Annotated in this window: 14 protein-coding genes; 11 read left to right on the top strand and 3 right to left on the bottom strand. The window is 64.9% G+C overall.

Annotated features, from left to right (window positions below; translation table 11 throughout):
* Nucleotides 1-51: 51 nt before the first annotated feature.
* From WH265_RS13015 to WH265_RS12965, 11 genes are all read left to right on the top strand, one after another.
* Nucleotides 52-1,416: a GntP family transporter gene (locus WH265_RS13015; protein ID WP_339558552.1), complete on the top strand. Its 1,365-nt coding sequence runs from the start codon at nt 52-54 to the stop codon at nt 1,414-1,416.
* A 100-nt stretch (nt 1,417-1,516) separates the two neighbouring features.
* Entirely contained in the window at nt 1,517-2,440 is a 924-nt protein-coding gene (gene ltnD / locus WH265_RS13010; RefSeq protein ID WP_339558551.1) for an L-threonate dehydrogenase, read from the top strand.
* Nucleotides 2,437-3,714 (top strand): 3-oxo-tetronate kinase, encoded by a 1,278-nt coding sequence (gene otnK, locus WH265_RS13005; RefSeq protein ID WP_339558550.1) that lies wholly within the window; start codon nt 2,437-2,439, stop codon nt 3,712-3,714. Before ltnD ends, otnK begins: the two co-directional genes overlap by 4 nt.
* Before the next feature lie 14 nt (nt 3,715-3,728).
* On the top strand, nt 3,729-4,415 hold the full coding sequence (locus WH265_RS13000; RefSeq protein WP_339558738.1) for a class II aldolase/adducin family protein: 687 nt from the start codon (nt 3,729-3,731) through the stop codon (nt 4,413-4,415).
* A gap of 68 nt (nt 4,416-4,483) precedes the next feature.
* Complete coding sequence (gene otnI, locus WH265_RS12995; RefSeq protein WP_339558549.1) at nt 4,484-5,293, top strand: 2-oxo-tetronate isomerase; 810 nt, start codon at nt 4,484-4,486, stop codon at nt 5,291-5,293.
* A gap of 89 nt (nt 5,294-5,382) precedes the next feature.
* The gene (locus tag WH265_RS12990; protein ID WP_339558548.1) at nt 5,383-6,228 is read left to right on the top strand and encodes a MurR/RpiR family transcriptional regulator; all 846 of its coding nucleotides are present in this window, start codon (nt 5,383-5,385) and stop codon (nt 6,226-6,228) included.
* 140 nt (nt 6,229-6,368) lie between these two features.
* On the top strand, nt 6,369-6,584 hold the full coding sequence (locus WH265_RS12985) for a hypothetical protein (RefSeq protein WP_339558547.1): 216 nt from the start codon (nt 6,369-6,371) through the stop codon (nt 6,582-6,584).
* Nucleotides 6,585-6,788: 204 nt separating this feature from the next.
* Nucleotides 6,789-7,100, top strand: coding sequence for a hypothetical protein (locus WH265_RS12980; protein WP_339558546.1), 312 nt, complete (start codon nt 6,789-6,791; stop codon nt 7,098-7,100).
* Nucleotides 7,101-7,121: 21 nt separating this feature from the next.
* Nucleotides 7,122-7,571, top strand: coding sequence for a hypothetical protein (locus WH265_RS12975; RefSeq protein ID WP_339558545.1), 450 nt, complete (start codon nt 7,122-7,124; stop codon nt 7,569-7,571).
* 448 nt (nt 7,572-8,019) lie between these two features.
* On the top strand, nt 8,020-9,447 hold the full coding sequence (locus tag WH265_RS12970) for an MFS transporter (protein ID WP_339558544.1): 1,428 nt from the start codon (nt 8,020-8,022) through the stop codon (nt 9,445-9,447).
* 9 nt (nt 9,448-9,456) lie between these two features.
* The gene (locus WH265_RS12965; protein ID WP_339558543.1) at nt 9,457-10,104 is read left to right on the top strand and encodes an aspartate/glutamate racemase family protein; all 648 of its coding nucleotides are present in this window, start codon (nt 9,457-9,459) and stop codon (nt 10,102-10,104) included.
* A gap of 155 nt (nt 10,105-10,259) precedes the next feature.
* Here WH265_RS12965 and WH265_RS12960 read toward each other — a convergent pair whose 3' ends face one another.
* The 3 genes from WH265_RS12960 to WH265_RS12950 form a co-directional block, all read right to left on the bottom strand.
* Nucleotides 10,260-11,537 (bottom strand): NAD(P)/FAD-dependent oxidoreductase, encoded by a 1,278-nt coding sequence (locus WH265_RS12960; protein WP_339558542.1) that lies wholly within the window; start codon nt 11,535-11,537, stop codon nt 10,260-10,262.
* A complete protein-coding gene (locus WH265_RS12955) occupies nt 11,534-12,385 on the bottom strand; it encodes an NUDIX hydrolase (RefSeq protein WP_339558541.1) in 852 nt (283 codons plus the stop codon). Before WH265_RS12955 ends, WH265_RS12960 begins: the two co-directional genes overlap by 4 nt.
* 101 nt (nt 12,386-12,486) lie before the next feature.
* The gene (locus WH265_RS12950; RefSeq protein WP_339558540.1) at nt 12,487-13,467 is read right to left on the bottom strand and encodes a quinone oxidoreductase family protein; all 981 of its coding nucleotides are present in this window, start codon (nt 13,465-13,467) and stop codon (nt 12,487-12,489) included.
* Nucleotides 13,468-13,538 lie beyond the last annotated feature (71 nt).

Raw genomic sequence — 13,538 nt, 5'->3', positions numbered from 1 at the left:
TTTTAGGGTCTCAGGAGTTCTTCTAACGAGTCAACGAGACAAGTCCTTCCTATGACGACCATTGCCCTTCTGAGCATTGCGGGCGCCAGCATTGCTGCGCTGTTGCTGCTCATCATCCGATTTGAAGTCCATGCCTTTGTGGCGCTGATGCTGGTGAGCCTGCTGGTGGCGCTGGCAACCGGCATACCGCTCGCTGAGATCATTCCGACCTTGATAGCAGGCATGGGTGGCACCTTGGGATCAGTCGCGATCCTGGTGGCACTGGGGGCGATGCTGGGCCGCATGATTGAGGTATCCGGCGGAGCCAATACCTTGGCACAGCGCTTTAGCCAACTGCTGGGCCCCAAGCGGGTGCCAGCGGCACTGACGGCCGCCGCGCTGGTGCTGTCGATCCCGGTGTTCTTTGATGTGGGCTTCATCATCCTGATCCCCATCATCTATGGCTTTTGCAAGGCGGGTGGCGTCAGCCCCATCAAGTACGGGCTGCCGGTGGCTGGCATCATGCTGGCCACCCATGTGGTGGTGCCACCGCACCCGGGCATTGTGGGCGGCGCTGCGGTACTGTCGGCCGATGTCGGCTGGATCACACTGATTGGCTTGGGCATCTGCATTCCGCTGGCCTTTGTCGCCCAGTGGGTGGGCCGCCTGCTGAACCGCCGCCACTACGCGATGCAGCCGGAAGCCGAGGCGCAGTTCCGCAACTTTGGCAGCGGTGATGCAGCCGATGCGCCTGCCGCCAAGCTGCCCGGCGTGGGCGCGGTATTGACCCTGATCCTGGCGCCGCTGGCCCTCATCATGCTGGGCACGACTGCCGCGACCATGCTGCCCAAGGGCGACGCGCTGCGTGATTTTCTGGCCTTTACCGGCGCCCCGGTGTTTGCGCTGATGGTAGCGATTGGCCTGGCCTTTGTACTGCTGGTGCGCCCGCTGGGCTGGACGCGCAAGCGCACCAATGACGTGATGGAATCGGCACTGCCAGCAGCGGCCACGGTGATTTTGGTGACGGGCGCCGGTGGCGTGTTTGCCAAGGTGCTGACGGTGAGCGGCATTGGCACGGCGCTGTCGCAGGCGCTGGCGGGCACGGGGCTGCCATTGATTTTGCTGGGTTTCATCATCTCGCTGGCGCTGCGCGCCGCGCAGGGCTCGGCCACGGTGGCCATTCTCACCACCTGCGGCCTGCTGGCCGAAAGCATCCACAGCGGCGGCTACAGCGCCGTGCAGGTCGCCGTGCTGACCGTCGCCATCGGCTTTGGCGGCCTGGGGCTGTCGCATGTCAATGACTCGGGCTTCTGGATTGTGACCCGCTACCTGGGCCTGAGCGTGGCCGATGGCCTGCGCAGCTGGACGGTGCTGACCACCGTGCTGGGCGTCGCTGGCTTTGCGCTGACCTGCCTGGTCTGGGCGCTGGTGGCCTGATCCGCTGCCTGATTTGTCGCGAACCAATTTGTCACTTGCATTCTTGTGCGCCGGCCCCCGGCCGGGCATTCTCTATCTCTGATTCACGGGAGCATCTCCAATGACTACACAACAGCAAGGCGCCAAGGTAGGCGTCATCGGCCTGGGCGCCATGGGCCTGGGCATTGCCCAAACCTTGCGCAACCGGGGCTACCAGGTCCATGTCTGTGATGTGCGCCCGGGGGCGGCGGCCGACTTTGCCAGCGCTGGCGGTGTGGCCTGTGCCCACCCGGCCGAGCTCGCGGCCCAGGTAGAGGTGGTGGTGTCGGTCGTCGTCAACGCTGCGCAGACCGAGGCCGTGCTGTTTGGCGAGCATGGCGCCGCTGCAGCGATGCGCCCCGGCAGCACCTTTGTGATGTGCTCCACCGTGGACCCGAACTGGTCTATCGCGCTGGAGGCGCGCCTGGCCCAGAGCGGTGTGCTGTATGTCGATGGCCCGATCTCCGGTGGCGCGGCCAAGGCAGCGGCCGGCCAGATGACGATGATGACCTCGGCCACGCCAGCGGCGTATGCGGCCGCGGGCGATGTGCTCGATGCGATGGCCGGCAAGGTCTACCGCCTGGGCGACAAGGCCGGCGCGGGCAGCAAGGTCAAGATCATCAACCAGCTGCTGGCAGGGGTCCACATTGCCGCAGCGGCCGAGGCCATGGCCTTGGGCCTGCGTGAAGGCGTGGACGCTGCTGCTATCTACGAGGTCATCACCCACAGCGCCGGCAACAGCTGGATGTTTGAAAACCGCATGGCCCATGTGCTGGCGGGCGACTACACACCACTGTCGGCCGTCGATATCTTTGTGAAGGACCTGGGTCTGGTGCTGGATACGGCACGCGCCAGCAAGTTTCCGCTGCCGCTGGCAGCCACCGCGCACCAGATGTTCATGCAGGCATCCACAGCCGGCTATGCCAAGGAAGACGACAGCGCGGTGATCAAGATCTTCCCCGGCATCACCCTGCCCCAGGCTGCCAATGACGGAGGCCAGCGATGAGCGGCGCCGCGTTGAAGCTGGGCTGCATTGCCGATGACTTTACCGGCGCCACTGACCTGGCCAACAACCTGGTGCGCGCCGGCATGCGCGTGGTGCAGACCATTGGCGTGCCTACGGGCCCGCTCGATACCGAGGTGGATGCCGTGGTGGTGGCCCTCAAGTCGCGCACCATCCCCGCTGACCAGGCCATTGCCCAGTCGCTCGATGCCCTGCGCTGGCTGCAGGGCCAGGGCGCGCAGCAGATCTATTTCAAGTACTGCTCCACCTTTGACAGCACGCCCACCGGCAATATCGGCCCGGTGACCGAGGCCTTGATGGATGCGCTGGGCAGCGACTTCAGCATCGCCACCCCTGCGTTCCCCGACAACAAGCGCACCGTCTTCAAGGGCTATCTGTTTGCCGGCGATGTGCTGCTGAACGAATGCGGCATGCAGAACCACCCGCTGACCCCCATGACCGACCCCAACCTGGTGCGCGTGCTGCAGTCGCAGACCCGGCGCAAGGTGGGCTTGATCGACCACAGCGTGGTGGCCCAGGGCGCAGACGCCATCCGCAGCCGCATTGCGGCGCTCAAAGCCGACGGCGTGGGCATTGCGATTGTCGATGCGGTATCGAACGATGACCTGCTGCGCATGGGCCCGGCGCTGGCGGATCTGCCGCTGGTGACCGCCGGCTCGGGCGTCGCCATTGCGCTGCCCGCCAACTTTGGCCTGCAGCCCAGCAACCAGGCTGCCGCCTTGCCTGCGGCCAGTGGGCTGCAAGCAGTGGTGTCGGGCAGCTGCTCGGTGGCGACCAATGCCCAGGTGGCGCACTTTATCGCCAGCGGCCGCCCGGCGCTTGCGATTGCGCCGCTGCGCATGGCCGCTGGTGATGCGGTCGTGCGCGAGGCGCTGGACTGGGCCCGGCCGCATCTGGCGAGCGGCCCGGTGCTGGTCTACTCCACCGCCGAGCCCGATGCGGTGCGCAGCATCCAGGCCCAGCTGGGCGTGGAGCAGGCGGGGGCCTTGGTCGAGCAAACCCTGGCCGCGATTGCGCGCGGCCTGGTGGAGCTGGGCGTGCGCCAGCTGGTGGTGGCCGGTGGCGAAACATCAGGCGCCTGCGTGCAGGCGCTGGGCATTGCACAGATGCGCATTGGTGGCCAGATTGACCCGGGTGTGCCCTGGTGCCATGCGGCCAGCCCGGCAGCACCGGAGGGCTTGCACATCGCGCTCAAATCGGGCAACTTTGGCAGCACCGATTTCTTCACCAAAGCATTCACCTCCTTGCAAGGCTGACAACCATGGTCTTTATGGATGAATCCAGCGCCCGCGCCGAGATCTGCCGGGTAGGCGCATCGCTGTACCAGCGCGGCTATGTGCATGCCAGCGCAGGCAATATCAGCGTGCGCCTGGCCGATGGCTACCTAATCACGCCCACCGATGCCAGCCTGGGCCAGTTGCAGCCCGAGCGCCTGGCCAAGCTCGATCTGCAAGGCCAGCAACTGAGCGGTGACCGCGCCAGCAAGACCATCGTGCTGCACCGGCGCATTTACGAGGCCAGCGCCAACACGCCCACACCCGCCGGCTGCGTGATCCACACCCACAGCCGCCAGCTGGTCGCCTGCTCGCTGCAAGCCACTGCGGTGCCCGGGGTGGCGCCCGCCGCCGAGCTGCTGCCGGCGTTGACGCCCTACTTTGTGATGAAGGTGGGCCGTGTGCCGCATATCCCCTACCACCGCCCCGGCTCGCCCGATGCGGCGCAGGCCGTGGCCGAGGCGATTGCGCAGTACGCAGCCGCCGGCAAGCCGATCCGCGCAGTGATGCTGGCGCGCCTGGGCCCCAATGTCTGGCATGAGAGCCCGGCTGCCGCCATGGCCGCGCTGGAAGAGCTGGAAGAAACGGCCCTGCTCTGGAACCAGTGCCGCCAGCAAGCACCCGCGCCGCTGAGCGAGGCCCAGATTGACGAGCTGCGCCAGAGCTTTGGCGCCCACTGGTAAAACCACCTCACGGCCTGCTGTGCACTGGCCCTCTGCCTGCCGGCCGCCCCCTTTTTTGGAAATCACCCATGCCCCGTTTTGCCGCCAACCTGTCCATGCTCTACAACGACCTGGACTTTCTGGACCGCTTTGCCGCCGCCGCCCGCGATGGTTTTACTGCCGTCGAGTACCTCTTCCCCTACGCCTATGCGCCCGAGCAGCTGGCCGCCTTGCTGCACCAGCATGGCCTGCAGCAGGTGTTGTTCAATGCGCCGCCGGGCGATTGGGACCGTGGCGAGCGCGGCATCGCCTGCATCCCCGGGCGTGAGGCCGAGTTCCGCGACGGCATTGCACAGGCGCTGCGCTACGCCCAAGCGCTGCAATGCCCACGCCTGCATGTGATGGCCGGCCTGGTGCCTGCGGGCGTGGATACCGCTACCGTGCGTGCCACCTATATTGCCAATATCCGCCATGCGGCCGAGCAGGCAGCGGCGCAGGGTGTGCGCATTCTGCTGGAACCCATCAATGGCCGCGATATGCCTGGCTTCTTCCTGAGCCGCCAGGACCAGGCCCATGCCTTGGTCGCAGAGATGGGCGCGGCCAATGTGCAGGTGCAGATGGACCTCTACCACTGCCAGATCGTTGAGGGCGACCTGGCGATGAAGATCCGCCAGTACCTGCCCACGGGCCAGGTCGGCCATATCCAGATTGCCGGCGTGCCCGAGCGCCACGAGCCCGATGTGGGTGAGCTGCACTACCCCTATCTGTTTGCGCTGCTTGACCGCCTGGGCTGGGACGGCTGGATTGGCTGCGAGTACAAGCCCGCACGCGGCGCAGCGCCCCATGCCACCAGCGATGGCCTGGGCTGGCTCAAGCCCTATCTGGCAAAGGCTGAGTAAGCGGCTCGACGCACCCCCGTGGTGGATGGGGTGGCCTAGAATCCCCTCATCCCCCTTTAGCCGCAGGCCCCCCGGCCCGCCGCCCTGCGATGCGACCACCAGCGACCGAATCCTTTTTGCAGCGGGTGCGCCAGCACCTGCAGGCACTGCCCGCCACCGAGCGGCAACTGGCCGACTTTGTGCTGGAGTTCCCCGGCGAGCTGGCCAGCTACGCCGGCAATGAGCTGGCCCAGCTGGCGAAGGTGTCGCCCTCGACGGTAAGCCGCTTTATCCGCCGCCTGGGCTATGAGAACTACGAAGAAGCGCGCCGCCAGGTGCGCGAGGACAAGCAAAGCGGCTCACCGCTGTTCCAGTCGGCGGCCGAGGCTTTTCAGCGCGGGCAGATGCTGGCCACGCACCGCGAGCGGTCGCTCGCCAACCTGATCAACACCCTGGACCAGCTGAGCGAGCCACAGCTGAGCGAGATCGTGCAGGCCATCATCGCCGCGCGCCAGGTGCTCATCTTTGGCAGCCGCAGCAGCCATGCCTTTGCGCAGTACCTGCGCTGGCAGATCATCCAGGTGGTGCCCCAGGTCATCAGCCTGCCCGGCCCGGGCGAAACACTTGCCGAGTACACCGCCAGCCTCAGCCAAAACGACTGCGTCATCGTCTTTGGCATGCGCCGCCAGACCCGCCAGATGGCCGCACTGCTGGCCAGCGCCAGCAAGGCGGGTGCCGCTGTGCTGCTGGTCAGCGACCAGGCCTCCCCCGACTATGCCGCTGCCACCTGGTCCATCCAGTGCGACTGCCATGGCCCAGGCCTCTTGGACAACCATGTGGCCGTGATGGCCGTTTGCGACCTGCTGGCCACCATGGTGCTGGAGGCTGCGGGAGCGCCGGGGCGCAAGCGCCTGGCTGCGATTGAGCAGCAGCATGAGCAGCACCAGGAGTTTTGATGCTGGCTGGGCTGCACTGGCGCGGTGCAGGCCCACTGCCCAACCAGTGATCGATGAAGGTCGGGCGACGACAGCCACTATCGGACCCTCGCGACCGCCTACTCGACATTCGACTGGCAGGCCGCAAGCCAAAGAAACGTATGCATCAACAGATCACACTCGACGTCCGATATGACCAGCCGCAAGAGATGTGGGCCGCTGTATTGGCCGCCTACAGAGCCATGCCGGGATGGATTGAATCAGACGATTTTCCGCATTGTTTCGGATCTGAAAGTGATGCGAAGTATGTGACGGCGTCCGTCGAGCCCAGTGGGATCGTTTTTGAGGGAGAAATGGAGAGCCGCGAATGGGAGTAATGGGTCGCTCAGCTTTGTGCTCAACTCTCGACTGCCCTGGGTCGCCCCGTTCGAGACGCAGAGGACTAACCAAGGGTCTTGATTAAAGTTGGGCAACGCCTGCAATGGTCGGTCGGCGACCATGATAGATGGGCCAGGAATCGCTAACCGGATTTGGATCACAATCTGATTCAAATCGGACTGCCACTTCAAACCGGAATATCCATGCCCGAGTTCTTGCTCTGCCGTGTTGAAGATACGTTTCTTGTGTCTGGGCGCGGCCTCATCATTGCTCCCAGCTTTCCCGCCTCCGCCTATCGATTCGATGCCAACCAGCAGGTTCGCGTTGTCCGACCGGACAGCGAGAACCTTGAATGCAGCGCTGTCTTCCAAATTCCATTCCAGACGCCACCAGCGAAAGTGCTCAGTTTCTTTTGCACGCTACCTGCAGCTACCAAGCAGAGTGTCCCGATTGGCAGTGAAATTTGGCTGCTGGGGAGGAACGAGAGCGATGTGAAACTGACTGCAGATGCCTGACGGCTGTGGATTCAACTGGTCATGATAGACAACAATAAACAAACTTTCGATGATGCCAAGATCGCCCGCCTCTGCCTCGCTTATATCGAGCGGGCCTCCATGAAGCAGGATATTTGGGCCCACACAATACTATCCAGAGTTGACCCTCGTATTCCCCACCAATATCAACTCGAACCCGGCGAATTGCCGATCGTGTCGTCCTATATTTCGTCAACGAGCTGGTCCATTTTGACGTCACGCATGGTGGCCGGGAAGTATTTAACCCAGACCATTAAGGTCGCAACAAGGGATATACAGTCTGTCGATTTCGGCGCCTTTAAGGAAGACTCGGTCGGAGTAATGACCCTGAGCACGGGTGACTCAGAGGAGATGAGGCTGCAGTATGAAGCCGGCGCTGCTTCAATGGCGGCCATCCACTATTTTCAATTTTGGCAGCGCAAGGTGCCATACCTACACCTCCTTATAGGTTAGGAGTGATTGAGACGATCCCGCCCGAGGCCAGATGTCTGCTTTTGAACGAACTGAACTTCGGCTTTGGAGCGTTTAGGCCCAGCCACAAGCGACATCGTCCCAGTCCCATCAACACTTCCACTTTGTAGATCGGCCGCTGCAACGCTGGCGCATGGAGTATTTGTGCCCTGGCGCCCTCAGCCCTCTCCCTATTGGTCTCAGCCCCTATCGCCACAGCTACCTACGCAGCCGCATCAGCTGCCGTGGCCTAGCTTCAACGTCCCCCACCACCCTGCCCCCCAATGCCACCCTGAATGGCACGTTGCTTGCTTAACCCTGCCCAGCGCATGAAATTTCAATTTCATATGCACCATATTAGTGAAATACCTATACCAAACTTCGATGAACTGCCCAACACTGGCGCAGCGATCCGATTCGAGCAAGTACGACTCTTCTCAAGGAGCTTTCAATGGCTGGTGGACCTGCACTTTCCTCTGCACCCGACTCTCCCAAGGTGGCCGAACTCGACCAAGCCCTGGACAAGATAGGGGTGACCCGCTCGCACCACACGATCATCTTTTTGATCCTGATTGGCTGCCTGTTTGACAGCTTCGAGCAGAACGCGGTCGGCATCATCGGGCCCATGCTCAAGGAGCAATGGGGGCTGACGGCATCGGACATCGGCATGCTCAACTCGGTGACCTTTGCCTGCGCGGCGATTGGCCGGATCGTGTCGGGCTATATCGCAGACCGCTATGGCCGCCGCGTGATGCTGACGGTGGACCTCTTGCTGTTCACGATTGGTGCGGGCATCTGCGCGATGGCACCCAATCTGGCGGTGATGGCGCTGGGCCGCGCGGTGGTGGGCTTTGGCCTGGGGGGCGAAATCGCGATTGCGGTCACCATGCTGTCGGAGTTCTGCTCGTCCAAGTTCCGGGGCACAGCAGTGGGCCTGGTGAATGTGGGCGCGGGCGGGCTGGGCAATTTTCTGGCGCCGGCCTTTGGTTTGCTGGTGTTCTGGATCTTCCCCGGCGACAACGGCTGGCGCTGGCTCTTTGTCTGCCTGATGGTGCCGGCGCTGCTGGCCGCGTTCTACCGCCGCTATATCCCCGAGACACCGCGCTTTCTGCTGTCGCAAGGCCGCATTGCCGAGACCAACGCGGTGCTGACGCGCCTGGCCTCAGGCAAGCTGGCGGGCGCCGCGCAAGCCAGCCATCCCTATATCAGCGATGACGGCGCCAGCACCACGGCGACCAAGATCAAGGTGCGCATCACCGAGATTTTCCGGGGTGCGCTGGGCCGCCGCACCGTGCCGCTGTGCATCACCATCTGGATGACCTATGGCGCGCAGATTTCTGTACTCACCTTGATGCCGACGATTCTGGTGGGCCTGGGTTACAGCATGTCCAAGAGCCTGCTGTTCACGATGGTGATGCAAAGCGGCAGCCTGTTGGGCGCGATTGCGGCCTCGGCGCTGGGCTTTCACTTTCCGCGCAAACGGGTGCTGACGGCCGGTGCCATTTGCGCCTGCCTGGCGGCGCTGACGATTGGCTTTGCCGCCAAGAGCATTGTGGTGCTGCTGATTGCCGGCGCCACCTTCCAGTTCTTTGTGCTGCTGCTCAACACCACCATCTGGATCTATGCGCCCGAGCTGTATCCCACCCGTGTGCGCGCCTTTGGCACCGCCTTCATCCTGGCCACCGGCACGGCCGCCGGTGCGCTGATGCCGCTGGTAGCAGGCCGCCTGTTTGATGGTTTTGGCCTGGGCGGCGTGTTTGGCCTGGCCGCTGCGATGTACCTGATTTTCATCATCAGTGTGCAATGTGTGCCCGAGACCTATGGCCGCTCCCCCGATGCCGAGCCGCTGGCTGGCACGCCTGCCACGGCCCAATCCTAGTTTTGCTGCATGCCCAAAATCCTGCTGATCAACCCCAATGCTTCCGAGGCCACCACCACGATGATGGCCGCTATTGCCCAGCGCTCGGCACCCGCGCAGTGGCAGATTCTGCCCCGCACCGCCGGCAAGGGCCCGTCGATGATCGTCAACGCGACCGAGCTGGCGCAAGCTGCGCTGGAGGTGGAAGACTGCTGGCGCGAGGCGCCCAGCGATTGCGCCGGCACCATCATCAGCGCCTTTGGTGACCCGGGGCTGGAGCGGCTGCGGGCCTTGAGCGCCGTGCCCGTCGTCGGCATTGCCGAGGCCTCGATGCTGGAGGCAGCCAGCGGCGGGCGGCGCTTTGGCGTGGCCACCGTCACCCCCGATTTGGTGGAGCCGATTGCCGGGCGCGTGGCTGCCGTGGGTTTGACCCATCTCTACACCGGCATCCGCCTGACAGAAGGCGACCCACGTGCGCTGGCTGGTGATGCCCAGGCCTTGGAGGAAGCACTGGCGCGGGCCGTGCAACGCTGTGTGGACGAGGATGGCGCGCAGGCCGTGATCATTGGCGGCGGCCCGCTGGGCCAGGCCGCCATCGCGCTGGCCGAGCGCCTGCATCTGCCGGTGATTGCGCCAATACCGGCGGCGGTGCGCAGGCTGGCGCAGCTGATGGGCTGAGCGCGCCTGCGATCAGCCAAGCGGCTGCTAAGAGGCGCTAACATAATCCAGCAAACCGAAGGTTTGCGGTTGAGACGAGGCATCAAGCCGCAGACAGTACAGACGTACGGCAAGGCTTGAGAACGAAGTATCAAGGGTTATGTTAGCGACTCGGTTTAGCCAGCGGTGCGCAGCTGCCAGAAAGGCAGCGCTTGCGGCCCGCACATGCCAGTCGCAATGCGCTGGGCGGTCGGCAGTGAGCCGGTCAGGCCCAAGTGGCCATGGCCCACCGCCAGCCACAGGCCCTGGATCCCATCGATATGGCCCACGATCGGCACGGAGCCCGGCAGGCAGGGGCGGTGGCCCATCCAGTGCTGGGCGTCCAGGCCGGCCAGGGCCGGGAAGGCCTCGCGCGCAATGCGCTCTATGCCCGCTGCGCGGCGCGGGTTGGGGGGCGCCGTCAGGCCACCGATCTCGACCGTGCCGCCCACGCGCAGCCCGCCTTCCATCGGTGCGATAAACACCTTTTTGTCGGCCAGCACCACGGTGCGTTCCACCAGGTGCTGGGCACCGGCAAACTGGGCGTGGTAGCCGCGTTGCGATTCGATCGGCAGCAGCATGCCCAGCGGCTTGAGCAGTGCCGGCGCCCAGGCGCCAGCGGCCACCACAATATGCGGCCAGCGCTGCGCATCGAGCGCGGCATCGCCCGTGCGCACGGCCCAGCCCTTGTCATCGGGGCGGATGGCCTTGACCTCCGCCTGCACCAGCTTGCCGCCGCGCTGCACAAAGGCATGCAGCATGCTTTGCACATAGCGCAGCGGGTTCAGGATGGTGCCGTGGTCCGCCAGGTAGCGGCCATGGGCATAGCCCTGGGGTGCATGGGGTTCGAGCGCCTCGATGCCGGCGCGGTCCAGCTCCTCGACCTGGTAGCCGTACTTGGCGCGCAGCTGCCAGCCGGTGGCATCCTTTTGCGCATAGTCGGCATCGGGGTAGAGATGCAAATGGCCGCGCCGCATGAACAGCTCGGACACGCCCAGGTTTTGCGCCAGCGCGGCATGTGCATCGACGGCGCCCTGGTACAGGTCGTTGAGGCGCTCGGCCGCAGCGGCCACGCGCTTGGGCTCGGCCGATTGCGCAAAGGCCACCAGCCACGACGCCGCCTTGGGCAGGTGTTTCCAGCCAATCGACAGCGGGCCGTCCTGGTCCATCAGCATGCCGGGCACGGTCTTCAAGATGCCAGGCAGGGCCAGCGGCGCGACCGAGCCGGGGCTGATCGCGCCGGAGTTGCCGTAGCTGCATTCCATGCCGGGCTCGCCCCGGTCGATCAAGGTGACGGCCACGCCATAGCTTTGCAGCGCCAGGGCGGTGGCCACGCCGACCACACCGGCGCCGACGACCACCACCTGCTTGGGTGCCTGCACCGGGGCGCCCTGCTTGTTCACTGTCTCTGTCATGTCATCCAATCTGCAAAACCGGCCCAGACCAAGGCGGCCTCGGGCGTGAATCGTGCCTGCGCCAGCTGCTGCTGGACCTCTGCAGCCTGCCACAGCGCAAACTGCGCCACCTCGCCATCCTGGTTGCGGGGCACCTGGCCTTCGGGCACGGTGGCGGCATACCAGTGGATGTCTTCGTACATATAGCCCAGGTCGTCGCCGCCATCGCTGTCGGGCTGGCGAAAGCGCAGCACGCCGCCATGGCGCAAGCCCTGCAAGTCAGCGACGTGCAGGCCGGCCTCTTCCCAGGTTTCGCGCGCCAGCGCTTGGTCCAAACTGTCCTGGGCCGAGACCATGCCGCCCATCAAGGTGTCCCAATGCAGCGGGTAGTTGGCCTTGTTGGCCGCGCGCTGCTGTACCCACAGGCGCCCATCGGGTGCGATGCCCACCAGGTGCACCGCCAAGGTGGCGATGCCCAGCACGCGCACGGCGCCGCGCTCCACGGTGCCGATGCGGCTGCCATCCACTGCCTGCACGGCCAGCTGCTCATTGCGCCAGGGGCCGCTGCGGCCGGCATCGCGCAGCGCATCGGCCAGGCGGCCCATCAGCGCGGTCGCGTCTTGCGTGGGTGATTCGAGCAGCCACACCGCCGTGCCCGAGCGCTCGCGCTTGGACAGCAGTGCATCCCCGCCCAGGCGCCCGGCGATGCCGGTGTCGATCAGAAAATGCTCGACCAGGGAGCCAACTGCCTGGCCGTTGACCCAGAGCGGCAGCCGGGGCTTGCGCGGCGGCGACTGCATGGCCCTGCGCGCAGCAGCCAGCCAGGTGGGCGGCTCGGGCGCGAACAGCGGGGGAGAAACAGGGGACATGGGGCACTATCAAAATAAAAGCAGATGGATGTTAGTCCATCTGCGCCTGGGGGCCGCGAGCCCCCGCCCAAAACCCGATGCGGACATCGGCTACGGGAACATCAGGGCAGCAGGATGCTGCTGCCCGTGGTTTGGCGTGCCTCCAGCGCGCGGTGCGCGGCCTGCACCTCGGACAGCGCAAAGCGCTGCGCGATATGGATCTTGACCTGGCCCGAGCCGACAACGGCGAACAAATCATTGGCCATGGCTTGGCAGGCCTCGCGCGAGCGCAGATGGGTAAACAGGCCCTGGCGCGTGACATAGAGGCTCTTGGCCGCCAGGATGGCCGGCGCAAAAGGCGGCACCGGGCCGGAGGCATTGCCAAACGAGACCATCAGGCCAAAGGCGCGCAGGCATTGCAGCGAGCCATCCCAGGTGTCCTTGCCGACCGAGTCATAGACCACTTTGACGCCCTTGCCGCCGGTGATGTCCTTGACGCGTTCGGCAAAGTTTTCCGTGCGGTAGTTGATGGCCACCTCGGCGCCGTTGGCCAGCGCCAGCTGGCATTTCTCTGCGGAGCCGGCCGTCGCAATCAGGCGCAGGCCCAGCGCCTTGGCCCATTGGCAGGCGATCAGCCCTACCCCACCGGCTGCGGCGTGGAAGAGCACAAAGTCGCCCGCATGCAGGCCTTCTGCCGGCTTGGCCTGGCGCAGCAGGTACTGGGCCGTCAGGCCCTTGAGCATCATCGCCGCGCCGGTTTCAAAATCAATGCTGTCGGGCAGCTGGCAGACATAGATGGCGGGCATCACCCGCACCTCGCTGTAGCTGCCCGGTGGGTTGCTGGCATAGGCCACGCGGTCGCCCACCTGCAGGTGCTGCACGCCGTCCCCCACGGCCTCGACGACGCCGGCGCCCTCCATGCCCAGGTTCAAAGGCATCGGCAAGGTATAGAGGCCCGTGCGCTGGTAGACATCGATGAAATTGAGCCCGATCGCATGGTGGCGTATGCGCACCTCGCCGGGGCCGGGCGCGCCGACATCCACGTCGACCAGCTTCATCTCCTCGGGTCCGCCATTGCGCGCAATCTGTACTGCCAAAGACATGGGAATTCTCCTGTGTGAACTGAGATAGGTTCGGGGGTAGGTGCTTGGTGCCGTCAGTCACCATGCTGCCA

It is taken from the genome of Comamonas sp. MYb396 (assembly GCF_037479555.1).
Lineage (GTDB): Bacteria > Pseudomonadota > Gammaproteobacteria > Burkholderiales > Burkholderiaceae_C > Comamonas.
This window is presented reverse-complemented; position numbering and strand designations above follow the sequence as displayed.

Excerpts from the sequence above, each read along its gene's own strand:
- otnI (WP_339558549.1), top strand. The coding sequence starts at position 4,484 with ATGCCCCGTTTTGCCGCCAACCTGTCCATGCTCTACAACGACCTGGAC.
- WH265_RS13015 (WP_339558552.1), top strand. The coding sequence starts at position 52 with ATGACGACCATTGCCCTTCTGAGCATTGCGGGCGCCAGCATTGCTGCG.
- WH265_RS12975 (WP_339558545.1), top strand. The coding sequence starts at position 7,122 with ATGATAGACAACAATAAACAAACTTTCGATGATGCCAAGATCGCCCGC.
- WH265_RS12985 (WP_339558547.1), top strand. The coding sequence starts at position 6,369 with ATGCATCAACAGATCACACTCGACGTCCGATATGACCAGCCGCAAGAG.
- WH265_RS12960 (WP_339558542.1), bottom strand. The coding sequence starts at position 11,537 with ATGACAGAGACAGTGAACAAGCAGGGCGCCCCGGTGCAGGCACCCAAG.
- WH265_RS12955 (WP_339558541.1), bottom strand. The coding sequence starts at position 12,385 with ATGTCCCCTGTTTCTCCCCCGCTGTTCGCGCCCGAGCCGCCCACCTGG.
- otnK (WP_339558550.1), top strand. The coding sequence starts at position 2,437 with ATGAGCGGCGCCGCGTTGAAGCTGGGCTGCATTGCCGATGACTTTACC.
- WH265_RS12965 (WP_339558543.1), top strand. The coding sequence starts at position 9,457 with ATGCCCAAAATCCTGCTGATCAACCCCAATGCTTCCGAGGCCACCACC.
- WH265_RS12980 (WP_339558546.1), top strand. The coding sequence starts at position 6,789 with ATGCCCGAGTTCTTGCTCTGCCGTGTTGAAGATACGTTTCTTGTGTCT.
- WH265_RS12990 (WP_339558548.1), top strand. The coding sequence starts at position 5,383 with ATGCGACCACCAGCGACCGAATCCTTTTTGCAGCGGGTGCGCCAGCAC.
- WH265_RS13000 (WP_339558738.1), top strand. The coding sequence starts at position 3,729 with ATGGATGAATCCAGCGCCCGCGCCGAGATCTGCCGGGTAGGCGCATCG.
- WH265_RS12970 (WP_339558544.1), top strand. The coding sequence starts at position 8,020 with ATGGCTGGTGGACCTGCACTTTCCTCTGCACCCGACTCTCCCAAGGTG.
- ltnD (WP_339558551.1), top strand. The coding sequence starts at position 1,517 with ATGACTACACAACAGCAAGGCGCCAAGGTAGGCGTCATCGGCCTGGGC.
- WH265_RS12950 (WP_339558540.1), bottom strand. The coding sequence starts at position 13,467 with ATGTCTTTGGCAGTACAGATTGCGCGCAATGGCGGACCCGAGGAGATG.